24 protein-coding genes are annotated in these 21,183 nt (G+C 67.9%); 5 read left to right on the top strand and 19 right to left on the bottom strand.

Annotated elements, in window-relative coordinates; genetic code table 11:
• Nucleotides 1-414 precede the first annotated feature (414 nt).
• Nucleotides 415-1,779, top strand: a complete 1,365-nt coding sequence (gene eccD / locus AB8M46_RS15240; protein ID WP_394360895.1) for a type VII secretion integral membrane protein EccD — start codon at nt 415-417, stop codon at nt 1,777-1,779.
• Nucleotides 1,780-1,802: 23 nt separating this feature from the next.
• Nucleotides 1,803-3,443 carry a type VII secretion-associated serine protease mycosin gene (gene mycP, locus AB8M46_RS15235; RefSeq protein ID WP_394360525.1) on the top strand — a complete coding sequence of 547 codons (1,641 nt, stop codon included), beginning with the start codon at nt 1,803-1,805 and terminating at the stop codon, nt 3,441-3,443.
• Nucleotides 3,444-3,537: 94 nt separating this feature from the next.
• On the opposite strand, the gene AB8M46_RS15230 is transcribed toward mycP, so the two are convergent.
• The 3 genes from AB8M46_RS15230 to eccB all read right to left on the bottom strand — a co-directional run bounded on the left by AB8M46_RS15230 (nt 3,538) and on the right by eccB (nt 6,691).
• On the bottom strand, nt 3,538-4,689 hold the full coding sequence (locus AB8M46_RS15230; RefSeq protein ID WP_394360524.1) for a WXG100 family type VII secretion target: 1,152 nt from the start codon (nt 4,687-4,689) through the stop codon (nt 3,538-3,540).
• Between the two features lie 5 nt (nt 4,690-4,694).
• A complete protein-coding gene (locus tag AB8M46_RS15225; protein ID WP_037332667.1) occupies nt 4,695-5,009 on the bottom strand; it encodes a hypothetical protein in 315 nt (104 codons plus the stop codon).
• A 68-nt stretch (nt 5,010-5,077) separates the two neighbouring features.
• Nucleotides 5,078-6,691, bottom strand: coding sequence for a type VII secretion protein EccB (gene eccB / locus AB8M46_RS15220; RefSeq protein ID WP_394360523.1), 1,614 nt, complete (start codon nt 6,689-6,691; stop codon nt 5,078-5,080).
• A 549-nt stretch (nt 6,692-7,240) separates the two neighbouring features.
• On the opposite strand from eccB, the gene eccE reads away from it, so the two are divergent.
• The 3 genes from eccE to AB8M46_RS15205 all read left to right on the top strand — a co-directional run bounded on the left by eccE (nt 7,241) and on the right by AB8M46_RS15205 (nt 10,343).
• A complete protein-coding gene (gene eccE, locus AB8M46_RS15215) occupies nt 7,241-8,422 on the top strand; it encodes a type VII secretion protein EccE (RefSeq protein WP_394360894.1) in 1,182 nt (393 codons plus the stop codon).
• Nucleotides 8,419-9,141 (top strand): hypothetical protein, encoded by a 723-nt coding sequence (locus AB8M46_RS15210; protein WP_007031058.1) that lies wholly within the window; start codon nt 8,419-8,421, stop codon nt 9,139-9,141. The genes eccE and AB8M46_RS15210 overlap by 4 nt, the downstream gene beginning before the upstream one ends.
• Before the next feature lie 242 nt (nt 9,142-9,383).
• Entirely contained in the window at nt 9,384-10,343 is a 960-nt protein-coding gene (locus AB8M46_RS15205) for an endonuclease domain-containing protein (RefSeq protein WP_378420552.1), read from the top strand.
• On the opposite strand, the gene truA is transcribed toward AB8M46_RS15205, so the two are convergent.
• The 16 genes from truA to rpmD form a co-directional block, all read right to left on the bottom strand.
• On the bottom strand, nt 10,313-11,146 hold the full coding sequence (gene truA / locus AB8M46_RS15200; protein WP_394360893.1) for a tRNA pseudouridine(38-40) synthase TruA: 834 nt from the start codon (nt 11,144-11,146) through the stop codon (nt 10,313-10,315). The genes AB8M46_RS15205 and truA overlap by 31 nt on opposite strands.
• Nucleotides 11,147-11,219: 73 nt before the next feature.
• Nucleotides 11,220-11,783 carry a 50S ribosomal protein L17 gene (gene rplQ / locus AB8M46_RS15195; protein WP_037332675.1) on the bottom strand — a complete coding sequence of 188 codons (564 nt, stop codon included), beginning with the start codon at nt 11,781-11,783 and terminating at the stop codon, nt 11,220-11,222.
• A 74-nt stretch (nt 11,784-11,857) separates the two neighbouring features.
• Nucleotides 11,858-12,931 carry a DNA-directed RNA polymerase subunit alpha gene (locus AB8M46_RS15190; protein WP_005166811.1) on the bottom strand — a complete coding sequence of 358 codons (1,074 nt, stop codon included), beginning with the start codon at nt 12,929-12,931 and terminating at the stop codon, nt 11,858-11,860.
• A gap of 127 nt (nt 12,932-13,058) precedes the next feature.
• Nucleotides 13,059-13,664 (bottom strand): 30S ribosomal protein S4, encoded by a 606-nt coding sequence (gene rpsD, locus AB8M46_RS15185; protein ID WP_007031054.1) that lies wholly within the window; start codon nt 13,662-13,664, stop codon nt 13,059-13,061.
• Nucleotides 13,665-13,687: 23 nt separating this feature from the next.
• A complete protein-coding gene (rpsK, locus tag AB8M46_RS15180; protein WP_004558885.1) occupies nt 13,688-14,095 on the bottom strand; it encodes a 30S ribosomal protein S11 in 408 nt (135 codons plus the stop codon).
• Nucleotides 14,096-14,113: 18 nt separating this feature from the next.
• On the bottom strand, nt 14,114-14,299 hold the full coding sequence (locus AB8M46_RS15175) for a hypothetical protein (protein WP_005166807.1): 186 nt from the start codon (nt 14,297-14,299) through the stop codon (nt 14,114-14,116).
• On the bottom strand, nt 14,296-14,676 hold the full coding sequence (gene rpsM, locus AB8M46_RS15170; protein WP_005166805.1) for a 30S ribosomal protein S13: 381 nt from the start codon (nt 14,674-14,676) through the stop codon (nt 14,296-14,298). Before rpsM ends, AB8M46_RS15175 begins: the two co-directional genes overlap by 4 nt.
• Nucleotides 14,677-14,881: 205 nt before the next feature.
• Nucleotides 14,882-14,995 (bottom strand): 50S ribosomal protein L36, encoded by a 114-nt coding sequence (gene rpmJ, locus AB8M46_RS15165; RefSeq protein WP_004558882.1) that lies wholly within the window; start codon nt 14,993-14,995, stop codon nt 14,882-14,884.
• Between the two features lie 36 nt (nt 14,996-15,031).
• Nucleotides 15,032-15,253, bottom strand: a complete 222-nt coding sequence (gene infA / locus AB8M46_RS15160) for a translation initiation factor IF-1 (protein WP_005166804.1) — start codon at nt 15,251-15,253, stop codon at nt 15,032-15,034.
• Between the two features lie 511 nt (nt 15,254-15,764).
• Nucleotides 15,765-16,541 (bottom strand): type I methionyl aminopeptidase, encoded by a 777-nt coding sequence (gene map / locus AB8M46_RS15155; RefSeq protein ID WP_037332676.1) that lies wholly within the window; start codon nt 16,539-16,541, stop codon nt 15,765-15,767.
• A gap of 44 nt (nt 16,542-16,585) precedes the next feature.
• Nucleotides 16,586-17,140, bottom strand: coding sequence for an adenylate kinase (locus tag AB8M46_RS15150; protein ID WP_007031052.1), 555 nt, complete (start codon nt 17,138-17,140; stop codon nt 16,586-16,588).
• Nucleotides 17,137-18,444 carry a preprotein translocase subunit SecY gene (gene secY / locus AB8M46_RS15145; protein WP_007031051.1) on the bottom strand — a complete coding sequence of 436 codons (1,308 nt, stop codon included), beginning with the start codon at nt 18,442-18,444 and terminating at the stop codon, nt 17,137-17,139. Before secY ends, AB8M46_RS15150 begins: the two co-directional genes overlap by 4 nt.
• 322 nt (nt 18,445-18,766) lie before the next feature.
• Nucleotides 18,767-19,399: a LysE family translocator gene (locus AB8M46_RS15140; protein WP_394360522.1), complete on the bottom strand. Its 633-nt coding sequence runs from the start codon at nt 19,397-19,399 to the stop codon at nt 18,767-18,769.
• Between the two features lie 50 nt (nt 19,400-19,449).
• Nucleotides 19,450-20,220: a hypothetical protein gene (locus tag AB8M46_RS15135; protein WP_394360521.1), complete on the bottom strand. Its 771-nt coding sequence runs from the start codon at nt 20,218-20,220 to the stop codon at nt 19,450-19,452.
• 334 nt (nt 20,221-20,554) lie between these two features.
• Complete coding sequence (gene rplO / locus AB8M46_RS15130) at nt 20,555-21,001, bottom strand: 50S ribosomal protein L15 (RefSeq protein WP_034304258.1); 447 nt, start codon at nt 20,999-21,001, stop codon at nt 20,555-20,557.
• Nucleotides 20,998-21,183, bottom strand: coding sequence for a 50S ribosomal protein L30 (gene rpmD, locus AB8M46_RS15125; protein WP_007031047.1), 186 nt, complete (start codon nt 21,181-21,183; stop codon nt 20,998-21,000). The genes rplO and rpmD overlap by 4 nt, the downstream gene beginning before the upstream one ends.

The raw sequence follows: 21,183 nt of genomic DNA, 5'->3' as shown, positions 1-21,183 counted from the left end.
CGCCGAGAACGGCCCCGACCGGGACCATACGCATTCCGGGAGTGTAGGGCTCCGGCCGCGCCGACGTGCGTTTAGCGGCCTAACTGCGATCCGGCCGCCCACCCGCCCGACGTGCGTTTAGCCCCCTAATCGCGATCCGGCCCGCCCAGCCGCCCCACGTGCGTTTCGCCCCCTAAACGCGATCCGGTGGTCGGGGCTCCCAGGTGCCCAGGGCTCCGGCGCGTGACGTTTAGCCCGCTAAAGTCGACGCGCCGGCAGCCGGGAGCGGGCTTCGGAGGTCGCCTCTCCTACTTTTGCCGGTCTTTTTCCGACAGTCGATGATGTGGGCACCCGGGTTCGGTATAGGTTCCCCCGGGAGCAGACTCTCAGGGCAGGGGGAAGGCAGTGGCAACGGGCACGACGGTATTCAGCAGGGTGACGGTGGTCGCGCCACGCACCCGGATCGACGTGGCTTTGCCGGCTGACGTCGCGGTGGCGGACCTGCTGCCCATGCTGTTGGAGATGGCGAAGGAGGCGACGCCGGACGGCGGCGCCCGCCACGGCGGCTGGGCGCTCGCGAAGCTGGGCGACGCGCCACTCGACCCGAGCCGGACCCTCGCGTCCCTCGGCGTCGTCGACGGCGAACTGCTGCAGCTGCGCAAGCGCAACGAGAACCCCCCGCCCCCGCTCTACGACGACGTCGTCGACGCGATCGCCGAATCCTCCCCGGACAGCTTCCGTCCGTGGACCAAGGAGACGGCGCGCCGCTTCGGGCACGTCGCGGGCGGCCTGGCGCTGTTCTTCGCCGCCCTCGCACTCTTCACCAGCGGCTCGTTCTACGGCGGCAACGCACTCGCCGCCGCGATCGCGGGCGGTGTCGGCGCGATCGCGTGCGTCGCGATCGGTGCGACACTGGCCAAGGCCTACAAGGCCGAGGCGACCGGTGTGCTGATCGCCGCGGCGGGCGGTCTGCCGCTGGCGTTCGTCAGCGGTTTCTACATCGTGCCGGGGCTGTCCCTGTGGGCGAATCTGCTGCTCGCGAGCACTCTCGTGATCATCGTGGCGGCGGTCTGCATCCTCGTCATCGGCCACGGGATCACCACCTTCATCGCGGCCGCGACGACGGCCACGATCTCGGCGCTGACGTTTCTGGCCGCGACGCTCATCGACACCCCGATCGCCGGGATCGCCGCCGGCGCCACCGCGTTCTCGCTGGCCTGCATCTCGATCCTGCCGCGCGCGACGATCAAGCTCGCCGCCCTCCCGACGCCGCACGTTCCCGGCAGCGCCGAAGAGCTCAAGGAAGACTCGGGCTTCCCGGACTACCGCGCCATCGAACGCCGCACCGCGGTCGCCCACGAATACATGACCGGTCTGCTGACCGGTTGCGGCGCGGCCACGGCACTGTTCGCGATCATCGCCTCGACCTCTCCGACGGTCTTCGGCCCGATCCTCGGCGTGGTCGCCACGCTGGTCCTGCTCCTCAGGGCACGGGCGTACGCGAACGGCGCGCAGGCGATCGCCCTGCTGACCACCGGCATGGTGTCCGGCGCGGGCATCCTGCTCGGCTGGATGTGGTCGGCGAGCCCGCTGAACCGCGTTCTGTTCGTGTTCGGCGCGCTGTTGCTGATCGGTGCCGGCGCGCTCGTGGTCGGCGTGATCTTCCCGAACCAGCGCTTCTCGCCGCCGCTGCGGCGGACCGTGGAGATCTTCGAGGCCGTCTTCATCGCGACGGTGCTGCCGCTGGCGCTCGGCGTCATGGATCTCTACACGACGCTGCGCCACCTCAACTTCAAGTGACGACCCGATCGGATGATGCTCTGATGGCCGTAGCGCGGAAGTCCAGGGGGACGCGCGTCCGCCACCTCGGCCTCGCCGGACGTACCGGAACGGTGCTGCTGGCGGCCGGTATCGGTGTTCTCTCGCCGGCGTCGGTGGCTCTTCCCGCGTGGGCGCAGCAAAGCAGCGTCGCGCCGGACGCCGGTGGCTACTACGCGACCCCGCCGCCGGTGAACACGTCCAAGAGGCCGGCCGACACAGGCAAGCCGGACAAGACCTACGAGAAGAAGACCGAGTGCGTCCAGCGCAGCAAACTCGGCGGCGACCAGGTCGACATCAAGAATCGGCCCTGGGGCCAGCAGTACCTGCAGATCGAACGGGTGCACCAGTTGATGCGCGGTGCCGGGAAGTCGTCGGTCGGCGGGGGCATCAAGGTCGCCGTGATCGACACCGGCGTCTCCGCGCACCCGTACTTCGGAGGTCGTGTCGAATCGGGTGGTGACTACGTCGCCACTCCCGGCGGAGGCAAGGCGCCGGGGCTCGAGGACTGTGACGGTCACGGCACTGAGGTGGCGGGGATCATCGCCGCGAATCCGCCCGACGCGAGCATCGGGTTCCGGGGGGTCGCGCCGGATGCCACGATCCTGTCGATCCGGCAGTCCAGCCAGAACTACGAGGAGGCGGAGAAGAAGTCGGAGCCGCCTGCCTCGTCCAACTCAGCTCCGCCTTCATCGTCGAACAATCCGGGTTCGCAGCTTCCACCGTCCTCACAGGGGAACGGCGCCGTCGGCGGAACCGCGCCGGGCCAGGACAAAGGTGGACGACAGCAGGGACAAGGCAAGACCGCGGGCACGCTGACAACGCTCGCACAGGCCGTGGTCCGGGCCGTCGATCAAAAATCCAAAGTCATCAACATGTCGGTCGACAACTGTCGCCCGGCCACCGGAAGCATCACCCCGGGCGAGGTGGAGCTTCAGGCGGCGGTCAACTACGCCGTCGAGCAGGACGTGGTCGTCGTCGCGGCGGCAGGCAACGTCGGCGACAAGTGCCCGCAGAACGATCAGCCGGACCCCAAGTCCCCCAAGACGATCGTCACGCCGCCTTGGTTCGCCGAAGACGTGCTGTCGGTCGCGGCGATCGACGAGACCGGCGGTGTCGCGAATTTCAGTGTCAATGGGCCGTGGGTCAGTGTCGCCGCTCCGGGCACCAAGATCATTTCCTTGGACCCCGCGGAGGGCTCCAGCAGCCTGGCCAACCTGACCATCGAAGGCAACGGGCAGCCCGGTGAGATCCAGGGGACCAGCTTCGCCGCCCCGTACGTCGCAGGTGTGGCCGCACTTGTGCGCCAGAAGTTCCCGGACCTGAATGCCCGCCAAGTGATGACCCGGATCAAGGAGACGGCGCAGCACCCCGCGGCGCCGGGCGGCCGGGACAACTTCGTCGGCTTCGGCGTCATCGACCCGATCGCGGCGCTGACGGCGATCGTGCCGTCGGAGGCGGACAAGGCCAAGCCGGTCCAGCTGCCCGCCAATCTGCCGCCCGCGAACGACCGTGACCCAGCCCCGATGATCGTCGCGCTCGCCGGAACCGGCGGGGGCCTGGTGGCGCTGCTCGTCACCCTGTTCGTGGTGCACTCGGTCCGCCGCAACCGGCCTGCCGCCTCACCAGGCCGCAAAACCCCGTAGCACGTGCGTTTCGCGGGCTAACCGCGATCCGGGCTCGCCTCAGACCGGCCCAGATCGCGGTTAGCCCGCGAAAGTCGCTCTGGCCCTGGGGCTCCTACTTGGCGGGCTTGGGCTTCGGGGCGGGCTTCGGCGGGGTCTCGTCCTCGCCGATCACGGGCGGGACGACCTGACCGGGCTCACCGACCACATCGGACGGTTTCGAAGCGGGCCGCGTCTTGGACTGGTGGGCCGTCTGGCCTCCACCGCCCATGCCGCCCATCCCCATCATGGGCGCCATCCCCATCGGCATCATCGCCGAACCGGCACCGGCCACACCCGATCCCTGCGCCGGCGCGGGCTGAACGGGTGCGACCTCCGGGATCAGCGCCTGCCCTTGCTCGATCAACGGTTCCTGCGATCCGGTCTGCCTGCCTTCGGCCGCGGACGGCGACGTCGACTGCTCATCGGACGCCGCACCGGAATCGGCCTCGACGGAGGCCTTCTCCTGAACCGGCGCACCCGGGGCCTCGGAATCGTCGTGGAGCTTGAATTCGTCCTGCGGGTACCGGTGAGTGATCTCGATACTCCGCGAACTGGCGTCAGGATCGTCGACGCCGTCACAGAACCGCACAAAGCCCTCAAGGACGTTACGAGCGGCCTCGAAGAGCGCCTTGGCCGACTCCTGCGCCTCCTCCAGCTGCGTTCGCGCCCGCCGGACACCGCCGACCGGCAGCATCGCGGTCTCCGAGGTCAGTTCCGCCGTGTCGACGAGGACCTCGACGAGGTCGGTCAGGATGCGCCGGATCGACAGCACCAGTTCGTCGAGCGAACTCGCCAGCGTCGTGAGGGCGTCTTCGACGTCAGAGCCCGCGGCGTGGATGTCCACGATGTACGCGACGAACGCGTCGGCGTCCTTGCCGGACCACCCGGCGTCGAGACGCCCGAGGTCCTCGGAGAGCTCTTTCGAAACGTTGCCCGCGGTCTTCGCCGCCTTTCGCAGGAGGTCCGCCTCGTTCTTCAAGTCCTCCCAGCGCCCCACCAGCGGAGTCAGGTAGGTCTCGACCGGATCGATCAGCCCCAGATGGCCGGACAGCTCCGAAACGAAGGCGAGATGCGGTGCCGCTGCCTCGACCAGCTCCTCCCCACCCGAACCCGTCGCGTTTAGCGGGCTAAACGCGCTCGGGGCCGGCTCGGGGGCAGCCGGGCGTGCGGCGGCCGCCATCGGGTGCGGGATGGAATCCGTCGGGTTCTCCGATTCGGCGATCATGCGGTTCAGAGCTCCACGGCGCGGTTGATCATCTGCGCTGCCTCGTCGTCGTGCCCGGCATGCCGCGCGGTCACGGTGTGCAGGGCCTCGGACGCCGACCTCAACGCGGCCGCGCCCTCCACCAGCTGACGCCGGATGGCCTCGGCCGCACGCCCATAGGACGCGCCGAGGCCCAATTCCTCCCCCAGCGTGCCGTGGGATTCGACGGTGACGCCCTCACCGGTCACCTCCGCAGCCGCCAGGTCGAGCTCTCCGGCGGCCGCGTCCACCCGCTTCGCATAGTCACCGACGACGTTGCCGTCGATCTTCAGGCCGGCCACTGCACCCTCCACTCACCCGATACCGCTCGGGCGTTGAGACGCTCGCGCCGTCCGGCGGGTTCCCGTGATCAGTTACCGGCCGGAGCCTGCTGCGACTGCGTGGCGACCGAACCGGCCCTGTCGTCGATCGGCACCGTGTCGAACGTCCGGAGCACGTCCTGCGTGTTCAGCGAAGCGCCGGTGGGCAGGATCCTGACGATGGACTCAGGGGCCGGAACCCGCTTGTTGAGCCCGATCGAATCCGCGGTCACGGCGTCAGGGACGCCATAACGGATCCCGCGATCGGAGATCAGCTGGATGGGTCCCTTGTCGAAGGTCTCCTTGCCGGTCGCCGACTGGACGACGGCCGCGAAACCGGGCTCCATGTAGAAGCTGTTGATCGGCGCGCCGACCGGACCGGGGGTGCCGATCTTGACGCCGGGCGCGGATCCGTCGGCGTTCCTGCCCTTCGGCAGCTTGTCGTCGACGAACACCGCCGTGTGCCCGTCCCGGCTGCTGCCTTCGCCCGTGATGGACCAGCTCAGGCAGGAGACCCGCGAACCCTGGGTCGCGTCGAGCACCGTCGGCACGGTCTGCGGGTAGGCGTCGAGCTCGACGACCTGGGAGACACGCGTGAGGTTGCGGATCTTGCCCAGCGGCACGGACATGACCGACGTGCTGCCGTCGTTCTTCCCGGTCTGGACGATGTCGGCGACCGCCGGGGAGATGGCCTGGATTCCTTCCTTCGTGATGAGGTAGAAGTCCTTCCGCCCTTCGGCCTGCTCCGTCGAGAAGACGTCGCCGACCCTCATATCGTCGATCTCGTAGTTGGGCCGCTCGCCCTTGCCCGGCACGTCCGGGAGCTTCAGCTCCGGAACCTCGGGGATCGCGTCCAGCAGGCCCTGGGAAATACCGCGCGGCCGATCGGACAGCTTCAGCGCGGACCGGACGGCGTTCGCGTCGGGCTTGATCTCGGCCTTGACGGCGTTCGCGTTCCGGGCGTTGGGGTCCGGCGTCTGCCGGTAGATCAGGTACTCCCGGCCGTTGGCGCCCTTGGCCAGCAACGCCTCGTTCTGGCCGAGTTCACGGTTCCCGAGCTGCTTCACACCCGCGTAGACGGTCGTTTCCGTCTTCGAGAGATCAGGCTGGGGCACCGACTCGTCGTACTTGACCTCGTCGCAGACGCCCCATTCCGGGGTGACGCGCTGCGAGTCCGTCGGCATCAGCTGGGGACCGTTGGGAATACCCATGAGCTGACCGCGGGGAATGTTCTTCAGCTGTTCATCCGAAACGACTGTGGGGTTCTTCACTTCGGACGCCTGCGTGGGCCCGGAAGGCTTGCTCCCCGCCTGCTGCGCCCCTTGTTTCGACTGCGCGATGATCAGCAGCCGCGCGGAGGCGAGGTTGAAGGTCGGAATCAGCTTCTTCGGGTTCCCGGCGACGACGTACACCGTTCCCGACTGTTCGCCGATGACGATGTTGCCCGCGTCCGGCACGGAGGGCTTCGGGTTCAGCAGACCCCAGATGACGAAGACCAGGACGCCCAGCGCGGCCAGCACGACACCCACGATGGTGGCCCGCGTGTGCGTGCGCATCGGGTCGTGGAGCATGACGGCGTCGCGACGGACCAGCGCGGATTGCATCCGTCGCAGAACGAACTGATAAGCCTGAACTTGAGACTTAGTAGTCGGTGTTGATGGCATTCTCGACCTACAGTCCTCCCCGTCGCGGTACGGTTCCGCAGGATAGCCGTACGGGGACCGTCTGGTGTGGGGTTTCTACCAACTCCAGCTAGTGTCAAGTTCCTCGGGACCGGCTTTCCGGGTACGCAGCAAGCACGAGGGGAAGAGAAAGCGCGGATGTCCGTCACCACTCCTCCACGTCCGCCCGGCCCTCCGGGGTCTCAACCTCCTGGTCGTCCGCCGGGGCCGCCGCCAAGGCCCGGCAGACCGGGTGGTCCGGGCGGCCCGGCCGGAGGCCCGGGAGGTCCCGGTGTTCCTCGCGGTCCCGGGGGCCCAGGCGGCCCTGGAGGTCCTGGCGGCCCGCAGGGTCCCGGCGGCCCCGGTGGGCCGGGAGGCCCCAAGGGACCTGGTGGCCCCGGCGGACCTGGCGGTCCGGGAGGCCCCGGTGGGCCAGGCGGTCCTCCGTCCGGCGGCCCCGGCCCGCAGCCCGGTCCCCCTCCTGCTCCGGCGGTGCGGATCGCCGCGCCCGCGCGGCGCCGGACCGGTGGGATCAATCTCGGCCCGCTGCCCGTGGCGAACCTGGTCGTGCTCGAACTCGGGCTCGCGATCGGTCTCGTCCTCCTCGCGATCGACATGAAGCTGAAGTACATCGCGATCGGCGTGCTCGGATTCGCGATCATCGTCGCGTTCCTGCGCTGGGGCGGCCGCTGGTTCACCCAATGGGCTGGACTCACGATGCGGTACATGTTCCGTTCGCACGATCGTGTGGCGAATCCGCTTCCGCCGAGCAGCATCGAATCGCTCGCCGCCGAAGAGGACGCCGTCACCGGCCCCGACGACGCCCGGGTGAACCTGCTTCGCCTCGCCGTTCCCGATCTCGTCGTCGCGCACGGCGTGGACCACGAACGCCAGCAGGTCGGCATCGCGTGGAACGACGGCACGTGGACCGCGGTCCTGCTCGTCGAACCCGCGCCCGCGCTGATCACCCAGGCGGGTGGAGCGCCGAGCCTTCCGCTGTCCGCGCTCGCGCCGTGCCTCGAAGACCGCGGCGTGGTCCTCGACTCGATCCAGATGATCTGGCACTGCTACCCGGGCAGCGCCGCGCTTCCGTCGGACTCGCCCGCCCTCAGCTCCTACATGGAGGTGCTCGGCCCGCTTCCCGCGGCCGCGCGGCGGACGACGTGGGTCGCCATCCGGCTCGACCCGCGCCGGTGCCCGGCCGCCATCCGCGAACGTGGCGGCGGCGTCGTCGGTGCGCACCGCGCGCTGATCGGCGCGCTGTCGCGAGTGCGCAACGCCTTGGAATCGCAGGGCGTGCCGACCCGGCCGCTTGACCCGGACGAGTTGCTACGGTCCAGCATTTCGGCCGCGGAACTGACCGCGGTCGCCGGTTCGCAGGGGAAGGTCGGTCTGCAGGAACGCTGGACCGGCGTCACCGCGGCCGGCATCGGGCACGCGAGCTACGCGATCACCAGCTGGCCGAAGGGCAAGATCAGCGGCAGCCTGAACGCGTTGACCAGTGTCCGCGCGCTGTCGGCGACGGTCGCGATGTCGATCTCGCCGTCCTCGGACGAGGGCAAGATCGGCCTGCGCGGAATCGTTCGCCTGAGTGCGCGCAACCCGCGTGAACTGGACGCGGCCGACCAGCGGCTGCAGGGCATCTCGGACCGGCTGGGTGTGACGCTGACGCCGCTGCGCGGCCTGCAGATCTCCGGGTTCTCCGCGACTTTGCCGATCGGAGGCACGGCATGAGCACCCGCATGCGCGACGCCGGCCAGAGCGCCGGTGTCGCCCCGGAATTCACCGTCGACCCGGCGATGCTCGACGCGATCAGCCCATCCGGTGACCGTGGCGGGATCGTCCTCGGCTCCGGTCTCAAGGGTGAGCCGCTGACGATCTCCGCGCTGCGCTCGACCCCGACCCGGATCGTGCTGGTCGGCGGCCTCTATCTGGCTCGCCAGGTGGCGTTGCGGGCGATGGCGGTCGGGGCGTGGGTCGTCGTGGCGACCGGACGTCCGGCCGCGTGGCAGGTGCTCCCCCAGGCCGCGGGGAACCAGCCCAATGGCAGGCCTTCGCCGCTGGTGCAGATCCGGCGGCTGTCGCCGGTGGATCTCCCGCGTCCGTCCGAGGACGCGCCGCTGCTGGTGGTGACCGACGGCGGTCCGACGCCGCAGGATCTGTTCCCGCCGCGGTCGCCGTGGCAGACGACGGTGTACGTGCTGCCGTACCTGCACCCGCAGGCCGGGGCGACCGCGAACGCGGCCGACCTGGTGCTGATGCAGCGGCTCCCGCCGGGCCAGGCCGAACTGGCGGCCCGCATCTGGCGGCTCCCGCCCCAGATGATGAAGCAGCTCACGACGCTGAAGGACGACCAGGTGGTGGCGCTGGGCCGCAACCTGTGGCGTCCTCTTCGCCTGGTCACCACCGCGAAAGAGCAGCAAATCCTGGGCCCGGTGCGCCGAGGCGACTAACCCCGCCCCGCGTCGACTTTAGCGGGCTAATCGCGCTCCACGGGGGCACTGTCCATTTCGGACGGTGTCCCCTTTGCGTGCCGCCACGTCGCGTTTTGCCCCCTAAACGCGATCCGAGGCGCGGGGTTGGCCAGTCAAGGGGCAATCGCGAAGATTGTGGATAAGCCGGGGGTTGTGGATAAGTCGCCTTGAAATGGCGGTGATGGCGTCGGGTTGTCGGTCTTGTCGGTCACCGTGTCGACATGACCAAACCCTTCGATTCATCCCATCTCCCCGATGTCTTCCGCGGCTCGGAAGCGCGCAAGGCGGGTCTCATCACGGCCAGCCAGTTACGCGGCTCGAGCGTCCGACGGCTGTTTCAGGACGTCTACACGCGCGCCGGCGTCGAGGTCACCCACGAGCTGCGCTGCCGAGGCGCCGCGCTGCTGGCACCTCCGGAAGCAGTCCTGACCGGGCGATCGGCCGCGACCGTTCACGGCGTCGAGCTGGCCAATCCCAACGACCCCGTCGAGATGATCGTGCCGGAGAAGAATCGCTTCGGCCCGATCGTCGGCATCAAAGTTCGGCGGACCGAGGTCAAACCCGAAGAATCGAGACCCTGGAACGGCATTCGCATCGCACGGAAACGTCGAATAGCGCTGGATCTCCTGCTTCGGCTTTCTCCGCGCAAATCCAGCTGGACGCGAAGACTCCGTATCGGCGTCCCGGATCTGGACCAGTTCATGAGGGCGAACAACCTGACCGATCTGCACCTCAACGGCGAGTTCTACGGTCGTCGCAATAGAGGAATTCGCTTGGCCAGGCATGCTTTACGCCTGTCCGACCCTCGCGCGGAATCGCATCCGGAATCGGAGCTCCGCATCGTGCTCGCAGCCGGTGGCATCACGGCGACGCCTCAGGTCGAGGTCAAATCCCGAACCGGTCGTTTCCTCGCTCGTCTCGACCTCGCGGACGAGAAGTTCCGGGTCGCCATCGAGTACGACGGCCGATGGCACAACACCCCGAAGGAACAAGCCTATGACCGCAAACGCCGAAGACGCGTGGAAGCCGAGGGATGGCGATTCGTCATCGCCACCGCGGAGGACCTGGCGAACGACTTCAAAGGCATTGTCGAGGCCGTCTGGCAGGCCCGCCGCGGCGCGTTTAGCCCGCGAAAGGCGCCGTGTCCGGATCAGGAGGGGGTGCGCATGGCGCGCGTTTGATCGGCACGCGCGGCGAGTTCGGCGTCCGGTGGGTAGTCGACGGCCATCAACGTCAGGCCGTGCGCGGGAGCGACGGCGCTGTCGCGCGTCCGGCTCTCCAAGACGTCACCCGGCCAATCGAGCGGACGCCGGCCATCACCGACCAAGAGCAGAGCCCCCACCAGGCTGCGCACCATCGAGTGGCAGAACGCATCGGCGGAGACCTCGACCTCGACCGCGTGCGGCCCGGTCCGCCGCCATACGAGCCGCTGCAGCTCGCGAATGGTCGTCCCGCCTTCACGCTGCTTGCAGAACGCGGCGAAGTCCTGGAGCCCCAAGAGAGCCGCCGACGCCTCATTCATCGCGTCGACGGAAAGCGGCCGTCCCCAAGCCAAAGTGTCGTGCCGCCGCAACGGATCCACGCCCCACGGCGCGTCCGAAACGCGGTACAGATAGTGGCGCCGCACGGCCGAGAACCGCGCGTCGAACCCGGGCGCCGCCACCCGCGCATCCAGCACCCGCACGTCACCCGGCAGGTACCGATTCCAGCGGTGCCGCATCCGCCCCAGGTCAGGGATGCCCTGCTCGTCCAGTTCCAGACGACCGGAGCGCGTTTTGCCCGCTAAAGGCGACGCGTCGACGTGGACCACCTGGCCGGCAGCGTGCACACCGGCATCGGTGCGGCCGGCGACGACGACGGACTTCGGGACCGAGGCCCCTGGGGGCTGCTTCGCGAGCGCCTCTTCGAGGACTCCCTGCACCGTGCGCCGTCCGGGCTGGCGCGCCCAGCCGGAGAAATCGGTGCCGTCGTAAGAGATGTCCAGACGCAGACGAACGAGCCCGCCCTCCGCAGTGGGAGTGGCGGGCTCGTCCGGGGTGTTCGGTGCCGTCAGGACGTCAGTCCTTCTTGCTGTCCGCGTCCGCGGCGGGGGCCTCAGCGGCCTCGTCGGCGGCGGGAGCCTCGGTGGCCTCCGGAGCCTCGGTGGCGGCCGTGTCGGCAGCCTCAGTGGCCTCGGTGGTCTCCTCGGCGGCCGGAGCGGCAGCCTTCGGCTCGTCCTTGGCGAACTTCGTCTTGCGCGCGGCCTCGGCCTCGGCGGTGACGGTCTTCTCGGACACCAGCTCGATGACGGCCATGGGGGCGTTGTCGCCCTTGCGCGCCATCGTCTTGGTGATCCGGGTGTAGCCACCCGGACGCTCCGCGAAGAACGGACCGATCTCGGCGATCAGCTTGTGCACGACATCCTTGTCGCGCACGACGCGCTGGATCTGACGACGGTTGTGCAGGTCGCCCCGCTTCGCCTTCGTGATCAGCTTCTCGGCCAGCGGGCGCACCCGCCGGGCCTTCGCCTCGGTCGTCGTGATCTTGCCGTGCTCGAACAGCTGAGTGGCCAGGTTGGCCAGGATCAGCCGCTCGTGCGCGGGCGACCCGCCGAGACGGGGTCCCTTTGTGGGGGTGGGCATCGGTTCTCCTCGTTCAGCTCACAGCTGAAGGCCGGCGCTCCCCCACCCGACCGGTGAGGGAGCCGTAGCTGGCCTTACAGCTGCTCCGTCTCTGCGTAGTCCTGGCCATCGTCGTGGCCGTTGTCCGAAATTCCGTCCGTGATGCTGTCGACGCCCTCGGACCAGCCTTCACCGTCGTAGCTGGCCGCGGCCGCGGTCGGGTCGAACCCGGGCGGGCTGTCCTTCAGCGCGAGGCCGAGACCGACGAGCTTGAGCTTGACCTCGTCGATCGACTTCGCACCGAAGTTGCGGATGTCCAGCAGGTCGGCCTCGCTGCGCGAGACCAGTTCGCCGACGGTGTGGATGCCCTCGCGCTTGAGGCAGTTGTACGACCGGACGGTGAGGTCCAGGTCCTCGATCGGCATCGCGTAGGCGGCGATGGTGTCCGCCTCCTGCGGCGACGGGCCGATCTCGATGCCTTCGGCGTCGACGTTCAGCTCGCGCGCGAGACCGAACAGCTCCACCAGCGTCTTACCGGCCGACGCGACAGCGTCCCGCGGCGTGATCGACGGCTTCGTCTCCACGTCCAGGATCAGCTTGTCGAAGTCGGTGCGCTGCTCGACACGGGTCGCCTCGACCTTGTAGGTCACCTTCAGCACCGGGGAGTAGATGGAGTCGACCGGGATCCGGCCGATCTCCGCGCCCGCCTGCTTGTTCTGCAGGGCCGGAACGTAACCGCGGCCGCGCTCGACGACGAGCTCGATCTCGAGCTTGCCCTTGCCGTTCAGCGACGCGATGTGCAGATCCGGGTTGTGCACGGTGACACCGGCCGGGGGCACGATGTCGGCGGCGGTGACCTCACCGGGGCCCTGCTTGCGCAGGTACATGGTGACCGGCTCGTCCTCTTCCGAGGAGACCACGAGCTCCTTGAGGTTCAGGATGATGTCGGTGACGTCTTCCTTCACCCCGGGAACGGTGGTGAACTCGTGCAGCACGCCGTCGATGCGGATGCTCGTCACGGCCGCGCCCGGAATGGACGACAGCAGCGTGCGCCGCAGCGAGTTGCCGAGCGTGTAGCCGAAGCCGGGCTCCAGCGGTTCGATGGTGAACCGGGAGCGGGTCTCGTTGACCGTCTCTTCGCCGAGAGCCGGTCGCTGGGAAATCAGCATCTTTCCTAATTCCTTTCCAAACGGCGCCCGCCATATGACACCGAAAGGGATGGCGAAGCGGCGGCGCACTCCGGGCGCCGCCGCCCGTGCCCACATCGGGCCGGGGAAACCCCGGCCCGATGGTGGATCACTTCGAGTAGAGCTCGACGATCAGCTGTTCCTGGACCGGAACATCGATCTGAGCGCGCTCCGGGAGCTGGTGGACCAGCACGCGGAGGTTGGACGGAACGACCTGGAGCCACGCGGGAACGGGACGCTCGCCGAACGACTCCTTGGCCGCGACGAAGGGCAGCATCGCGAACGACTTCGGCCGCACGTCGATGATGTCCCACTTCGTGACCTGGTAGGACGGGACGTTGACCTTGACGCCGTTGACCAGGAAGTGGCCGTGGCTCACCAGCTGACGCGCCTGACGGCGGGTGCGGGCGATGCCGGCGCGGTAGATCACGTTGTCCAGACGGGACTCGAGGATCTGCAGCAGGTTCTCACCGGTCTTACCGGGACGCCGGACGGCTTCCTTGTAGTACCGGACGAACTGACGCTCGAGAACGCCGTAGGTGTAGCGAGCCTTCTGCTTCTCCTGCGACTGCAGGAGGTACTCGGACTCCTTGATGCGCCCGCGGCCGTGCTGGCCCGGCGGGTAGGGGCGACGCTCGAAAGCCTGGTCGCCGCCGATGAGGTCAACCTTGAGGCGACGCGAAATACGCGTCGCGGGGCCGGTGTAACGAGCCATTTCTTCTTACTCCTCCCCGTTCCTCAGACCCGGCGCCGCTTGGGCGGGCGGCAGCCGTTGTGAGGCTGCGGGGTCACGTCCTGGATGGTGCCGACCTCGAGGCCGGCCGCCTGCAGCGAGCGGATCGCCGTCTCGCGGCCCGAACCCGGGCCCTTCACGAAGACGTCGACCTTCTTCATGCCGTGCTCGGCAGCCTTGCGGGCGGCGTTCTCGGCGGCCATCTGCGCGGCGAACGGGGTGGACTTACGCGAGCCCTTGAAGCCCACGTGACCACTCGACGCCCACGCGATCACGGCACCGGTCGGGTCCGTGATCGAGACGATGGTGTTGTTGAAGGTGCTCTTGATGTGCGCGTGACCGTGCGCGACATTCTTCTTTTCCTTACGGCGGACCTTCTTGGCCCCCGCCGCAGTACGAGACTTCGGTGGCATGTTCTGAGGGTTCTCCTGTTAGCGCGCGTTCTCTTGGTGAGCGGCGACCGCTTCGGCCTGTCCGCGCCGGATGATCGAACCGGCGTCGGTGTACAGGTTGCGGAGCGCCATCGGGCGGGCGTAAAGCGCCTTGGGCGAGACACAAGCCGAGCCGCGGCGGTGGACGCCGCCCATACGCACGACCTTCTTGCCCTGGACGCTCACTTCTTGCCAGCCTTCTTCTTGCCGGCGACCGTCTTCTTCGGACCCTTACGGGTGCGGGCGTTCGTCTTGGTGCGCTGACCACGGACGGGAAGTCCGCGACGCCAGCGAAGGCCCTCGTAGCACCCGATCTCGATCTTCCGACGGATGTCGGCGTTCACCTCACGGCGAAGGTCACCCTCGACCTTGAAGTTCTCCTCGATGTAGACCCGCAGCTTGGCGAGGTCGTCATCGCTCAGATCCTTGACGCGAGTGTCCGCGTTGAGCTCGGCAGCCGCGATGAGCTGCTTCGAGCGGGTACGGCCGATGCCGTAGATGTAGGTCAGCGCGATCTCCAACCGCTTTTCGCGGGGGAGGTCTACGCCAGCGAGTCGTGCCATTGGCGTTGATGCTCCTTCATAGAATTCATCTCCAGGTCTGCTCCCCGTCCGGTCCCGGGACCGACTCGCCTGTCGTGCCCTCTGCTTGCGCTTCGGGTGTCCCGGCCCCGGCCTGAAGTCCGGGGGTGAACCGGGCCGTTCGCACGGCCCGGCAGGTGCGGGGAGATTGTGTAGCCGTCAATCCACTCTGTACGAGTGCGAGTGATCAGCCCTGCCGCTGCTTGTGCCGCAGGTTCTCGCAGATCACCATGATCCGGCCGTGACGGCGGATCACCTTGCACTTGTCGCAGATCTTCTTGACGCTCGGCTGGACCTTCACGTCTCCTGCTCTCCTGCTTGTGCTAACTCGTCGTGATCACTTGTAGCGATAGACGATGCGACCACGAGACAAGTCGTAGGGCGAGAGCTCCACGACAACCCTGTCCTCGGGCAGGATGCGGATGTAGTGCTGCCGCATCTTGCCGCTGATGTGTGCAAGGACCTTGTGGCCGTTCTCCAACTCGACGCGGAACATCGCGTTGGGGAGCGGCTCGACTACGCGGCCTTCGACCTCGATGGCCCCGTCTTTCTTGCCCATGTCCTCCGCATTTCCTGTCGCTACGCTGTGTTATCAGTCAGAGCTTGAGTGCTTGGCTGGGTGGTGCATCGGCACACTCCTACCCGGCTCCAATGTCCGTTCGCGAGAATTCACGAGCGCGCAGGATCCGGGCGCGATGAGTACACCGACTTGACAGTGTACGCAACCCGTGTCGTGAGCCCCAAACGGGGGGTGACTGTGTTACGTGACCCCTGAGCCCGCCGGATGCGACCTCTCCATCGTACGCCCGCGCCGACCTGCGTTTCGCGGGCTAATCGCGCTCCGATGGAGGCTGGACCTGGGGCGCTCGGCGGCCGAGGTGCACCCGATGGGGGTAGCTAGCGAGGGCCCCAACGGCGGGCCCGAGCATTGCGCCGTCCAGCGGGGCGACCTGCGTTTCGCGGGCTAATCGCGCTCCCGGACGCCCGTTCGCCTTTAGCGGGCTAAACGCGATCCCGGGGCGCACCTGCGTTTCGCGGGCTAAACGCGCTCCGACGGGCGCGGGGGCAGGTCAGGCGTCTTCGGGGGCGGTCAGCACCCACGGGCCGTCATCGGTGATGGCGACCGTGTGCTCCCAGTGCGAGGCACGCGAGCCGTCCGCGGTCACGACGGTCCACCCGTCTTCGAGCTCGACGGTCTCCCCGCCACCACCCGTCAGCATGGGCTCGATCGCGAGCGCCATACCGGTCTTGAGCCGCGGTCCCTTGCCCGGTTTGCCCAGGTTCGGCAGGAACGGGTCCATGTGCATCTGGCGCCCGATGCCGTGACCGCCGTACTCGACGATCATCCCGTACTCGATGCCGTCTTCCCGGCCGGCCTTCTCCGCGGCGGTCTGCACCGCGTGCGAGATGTCCGTGAGCCTGCCACCGGACGCCACCGCGGCGATCCCGGCCCACATCGCCGCCTCGGTGGCGGCCGAGAGCGCGAGATCCGCCTTCGACACCTCACCGATCGCGAGGGTGACGGCGGAGTCGCCGTGCCAGCCATCGAGGATGGCGCCGCAGTCCACCGAGATGATGTCGCCGTCGTTCAGGACCTGCGTCTTCGACGGGATGCCGTGGACGATCTGCTCGTTCACCGAAGCGCAGATCGACGCCGGGAAGCCGTGGTAACCCTTGAACGAGGGCACCGCGCCGGCGTCGCGGATCGTCTGCTCGGCGAGCTCGTCGAGATCGGCCGTGGTCACCCCCGGCTTGGCGATCTCGCGCACCGCGGTGAGGGTGCGCCAGACCACCAGACCGGCGGCCCGCATCGCCTGGAGCTCGCCAGGGGTCTTGATTTCGATCATGCGCCCACGACGAAGCCGTTGCAGTACACGCAGTCCTCCGAGATTCACGTGCGGTCGCGCAGCGCTTCCAGCACGCGGGCGGAGATCTCGTCGACCGAGCCGACGCCGTCGACCGTGACCAGGATGTCCGCGTAGTACTCGAGCAGCGGAGCCGTCTCGGACACGTAGATCTGCTGGCGGCGACGGATGACCTCTTCGGTGTCGTCCGAGCGGCCGCGGGACAGCAGCCGCTCGACGACGACGTCTTCCGAGACCTGGAGCTGGATGACCGCGTTGAGCTTGGTGTCGACCTCGCCGAGGATCTCGCCGAGGACGTCGGCCTGCTTCGTGTTCCGGGGGAACCCGTCGAGCAGGAAACCGACCTTGGCGTCGGGTTCGGCGAGACGTTCACGCACCATCTCGTTCGTGACCGAGTCCGGCACGAGTTCGCCGGAGTCCAGGTAGCGCTTGGCTTCCTGGCCCAGCGGCGTCTGCTCCCCCACGTGGGCGCGGAACAGGTCGCCGGTCGAGATGTGCGGGATCCGGAGCTTCTCCGACAGTGCTACCGCCTGAGTACCTTTGCCCGCGCCAGGAGGGCCAACGAGAACCAGGCGCGTCACTTCAAGAACCCTTCGTAGTTACGTTGCATCAGCTGGCTTTCGATCTGCTTCACGGTGTCGAGACCGACACCGACCATGATCAGCACAGCCGTGCCACCGAACGGGAAGTTCTGGTTGTTCCCGCTGCCGGTGACGGACAGGAAGAAGTTCGGAAGGATCGCGATGATGCCCAGGTACAGCGAGCCCGGCAGGGTGATGCGGCCGAGGACGTAGCTGAGGTACTCCGCGGTGGGGCGGCCCGGGCGGATACCCGGGATGAAGCCACCGAACTTCTTCATTTCTTCCGCACGCTCGTCCACGTTGAACGTGATCGTGATGTAGAAGTACGTGAAGAAGATGATCAACGCGAAGTACAGCAGGACGTGCGCCCAGCTGGACTGGTTGACGATGTAGTTCTGGATGAAGACCTGCCAGCCCGCGTTGCTGTTGGCGTCGCCGACGAGGCGGCTGATCAGGTCCGGCAGGTAGAGCAGCGACGAGGCGAAGATGACCGGGATGACACCGGCCTGGTTCACCTTGATCGGCAGGTACGTCGAGGTCCCGCCATACATACGGCGGCCGATCATGCGCTTGGCGTACTGCACCGGGATCCGGCGCTGACCCTGCTCGACGAAGATGACGCTCGCGATGATCACCAGGCCGAACACGCAGATCAGGGCGAAGACGACGCCACCCGCGCTGCTGAGGATGTTGCCACCCTCGATCGGGATCCGGGCCGCGATGTTCAGGAAGATGAGGACGGACATGCCGTTGCCGACGCCGCGCTCGGTGATCAGCTCACCCAGCCACATCATGACGGCGGTACCGGCGGTCATCGTGATGACGATGATGGCCAGCGTGTAGACGCTGTTGTCCGGGATGATCGCGGTGTCGCACTGCGGGAAGAGCTGCTTGCGGTCGGCGAGTGCCACCACACCGGTCGCCTGCAGGACCGCGAGGGCGATCGTCAGGTACCGGGTGTACTGGGTCAGCTTGCCCTGGCCGGCCTGGCCTTCCTTCTTCAGTTCCTCGAACCGCGGGATGACCACGGTGAGGAGCTGGACGATGATGCTCGCCGTGATGTACGGCATGATGCCGGTCGAGAACAGCGACAGCTGCAGCAGTGCACCACCACTGAACAGGTTCAGCAGCTGGTAGACGCCCTCCTGCGACCCGGTCTCCGTACATTGCTGCACGGCGGAATACGAGATGCCCGGGGCCGGAATGGTGGCACCGATTCGGTAGACCGCGACGATGGCTAGCGTGAACAGGATCTTCTTACGTAGATCCGGCGTCGCTAGAGCCGAGCGGAAGGCGCTGAGCACGCGGGGAACCTCCTCGGCGTCGTCGGCTGTCTTACCGACGATCGGCTTGGCCGGCCTGGGGCCGGCGGGAACACACAGCTTTCTGGCACAAGCCAGGAACGCTTCGGGGCACACTCGTCCCGAAGCGTGCCGCCGACTCTAACAGCTTCACAGGGCGTGTCCGCAGTGCGTGTGGGTTTTCCGAACGAAGGTTGGTCCGCGAGGTTGATCGACTTGTGCTTCTCGCTCCGGAACCTTGACAGATCGCCTTACCGTTCCTCACTTTCCTGGCGCTGCCGGATCACGATTAGCCCGCTAAACGCACTGTGATCGGGGCGGGCGTTCAGGAGCTCGAAGTCGCCAGGGCTCCTGCCATACCGAGGAGCACGACACCGGTGCCGCGGTCGACGTTGCGGGTCGCCCGGCGAGACAGCCGAAGCGTCTTCACGAGCGCGCCCGCGCCGATGTACGTCGCGCCCGCGACGAACTCGGCGAGCAGGTAGACGGCGCCGAGGATCGCGATCTGGGCGGAAAAGGAGCCGTGAGCAGCGTCGATGAACTGGGGCACGAACGCGGTGAAGATGAGGATCGCCTTTGGGTTCGTGATCGCGACGACGAATTCCTTCCTCGCGATCTTCAGCGCAGGCACGGATTCAGCGCCTCGTGGCGTCTGGATGAGCGTGGTGTGCCCGGCGCGGAACGTCGACCACAGCAGACGCGCGCCGATCCAGGCCAGGTAGGCGACGCCGGCCCATTTGATCACCGTGAGTGCAAGCTCGGACGCCGCGAGGAGCTGGCCGAGGCCAGCGGCGACGGCCGCGATGAGTACCGTGAATGCGGCCAATCGGCCTAACAGGCCGGCGAGCCCTTTCCAGGCCCCCTGCGTCATTCCGTGGTGCAGGCCGAGCAGATTGTTCGCCCCTGGCGTAAAAGCCACGAGCACCGCCGCTCCGAAAAAGACCACCGCCCAAGTCATCGGCCACCTCCTCCCCCACCGTATCGGCGGCCGCGAGCGCGTTTAGCGGGCTAATCGCGCTCTTTCGCGCCGGGATCCGGGGGCGGCGCGAAGGCTGAATAGTCCGGGACCTCCGGCTGCGGCTCCGGCGGGAGCACCGTGATGGAGATGCCGTCCTTCGGTGTGGGCATTTCCGCGAGCGCCGAGTCGCCGCTCATCGGGACCTCGTCGTCCTGGACACGGTGGCTCATGACCGCCGCCCCCGCCGCGGCGACGACCGCGGCGAAGAGCGCCCACATCCCTGCTCCCACCGTCAGCGTCGTCTCGCTGTCTCCATCCACCGGGCGGCCGAACGCCAGCGTGGCCGCGGTGGCGACGACTCCGGCGAGGAACACCGACCCGATGGTGCTGAGCCATCGGTCCAAAACGGCCGGGCGGCGGAGTCCTGCGGCGCGAGCGCAGACGATCGTGGCCGCCAGGAGGATCGCCGCGGCGATCAGGAGCGGGATGCCGAGAGGCGCCGTCGATGTGGTGAAGGGCTGGTCGTTGGGCTGGATGAGCTGCGTGTCCCAAGCCCCCTGGACGACCACGAGGACGACCGAGGCGCTGCGATCGAAGCTGAGGCGATGCTCGATGTTGAAGAACGGGAAGAAACAGCCCAAGAGGGTCAGCACCAGAGCCAGTGCGGCCAATCCCGCCGCGACCAGTCGGCGGGGCTCGAGCCGGCCCGACCGCGCCGGCTCGGCTACGGGATCCATGGGGCCTGAGACCGATACGACCATCGGCGGGGCGTCCGGCTGCTGCTGCACGGGCTGCGGATCCTGCCCTGGAGGTATGGCCACCTCACGATCCTTCCAGCTCAGACACCCCTCCGCCATGCCCGCGGCCGCCGGGGCCGACCTGCGTTTCGCGGGCTAACCGCGATCCGGGCGGCGGGCACCTGCGCGACCGTCGGAGCGCGTTTAGCCCGCGAAACGCAGGTCGGAGGCGGGGATGGCGGTCCGCAGCCCGGATCGCGATTAGGGGGCGAAACGCAGGTCGGCGGGCGCGCCGGGCGAAACGGGCCAGATCGCGGTTAGCCCGCGAAACGCAGGTCGGGGCCGCCGGAGGGAGCGCAAGCGAAAGGCCCGCCTGGCGGAGCCTGGCGGGCCTTTCGGTGAAGCGAGCGAAGAAAGCTCAGAGCGTGGTGGCGGAGCCACCGGCGGCGGAGAGCTTCTCCTTGGCGGAGCCGGAGAAAGCGTCGGCGGTGACGTCCAGCTTGACGCCGTTCACGTCGCCGTTGCCGAGCACCTTCACGAGCTTGCCCTTGCGGACCAGACCGTTCGCGACGAGCTCCTCGGCGCCGACCTTGCCACCCTCCGGGAAGACGCGGGCGATGTCGCCCACGTTCACCGGCTGGTACTCGGTGCGGAACCGGTTCTTGAAGCCGCGCAGCTTCGGCAGCCGCATGTGGATGGGCATCTGCCCACCCTCGAAACCGGCGGGCACGTTCTTCCGGGCCTTGGTGCCCTTGGTACCGCGACCGGCGGTCTTGCCCTTCGAGCCCTCACCACGGCCGACGCGGATCTTGTCGCGCTTCGCGCCCGGAGCCGGACGAAGGTGGTGGATCTTGATGGCAGTCATGCCTTGACCTCCTCGACCTCCACCAGGTGGCGGACGGTGTGGATAAGGCCGCGCACCTCGGGAGTGTCATCACGCACGACGCTCTGGCGGATCTTGCGCAGCCCGAGGGTGCGCAGCGACTCGCGGTGAGCGTGCTTCGTGCCGATCTTGCTCTTGACCTGGGTCACCTTGAGCTGAGTCAT

The sequence above is a fragment of the Amycolatopsis sp. SB7-3 genome (assembly GCF_041021335.1).
Lineage (GTDB): Bacteria > Actinomycetota > Actinomycetes > Mycobacteriales > Pseudonocardiaceae > Amycolatopsis > Amycolatopsis japonica.
Note: the sequence above shows the minus strand (reverse complement) of the source record. Positions and strands in the feature narration are given on the sequence as shown.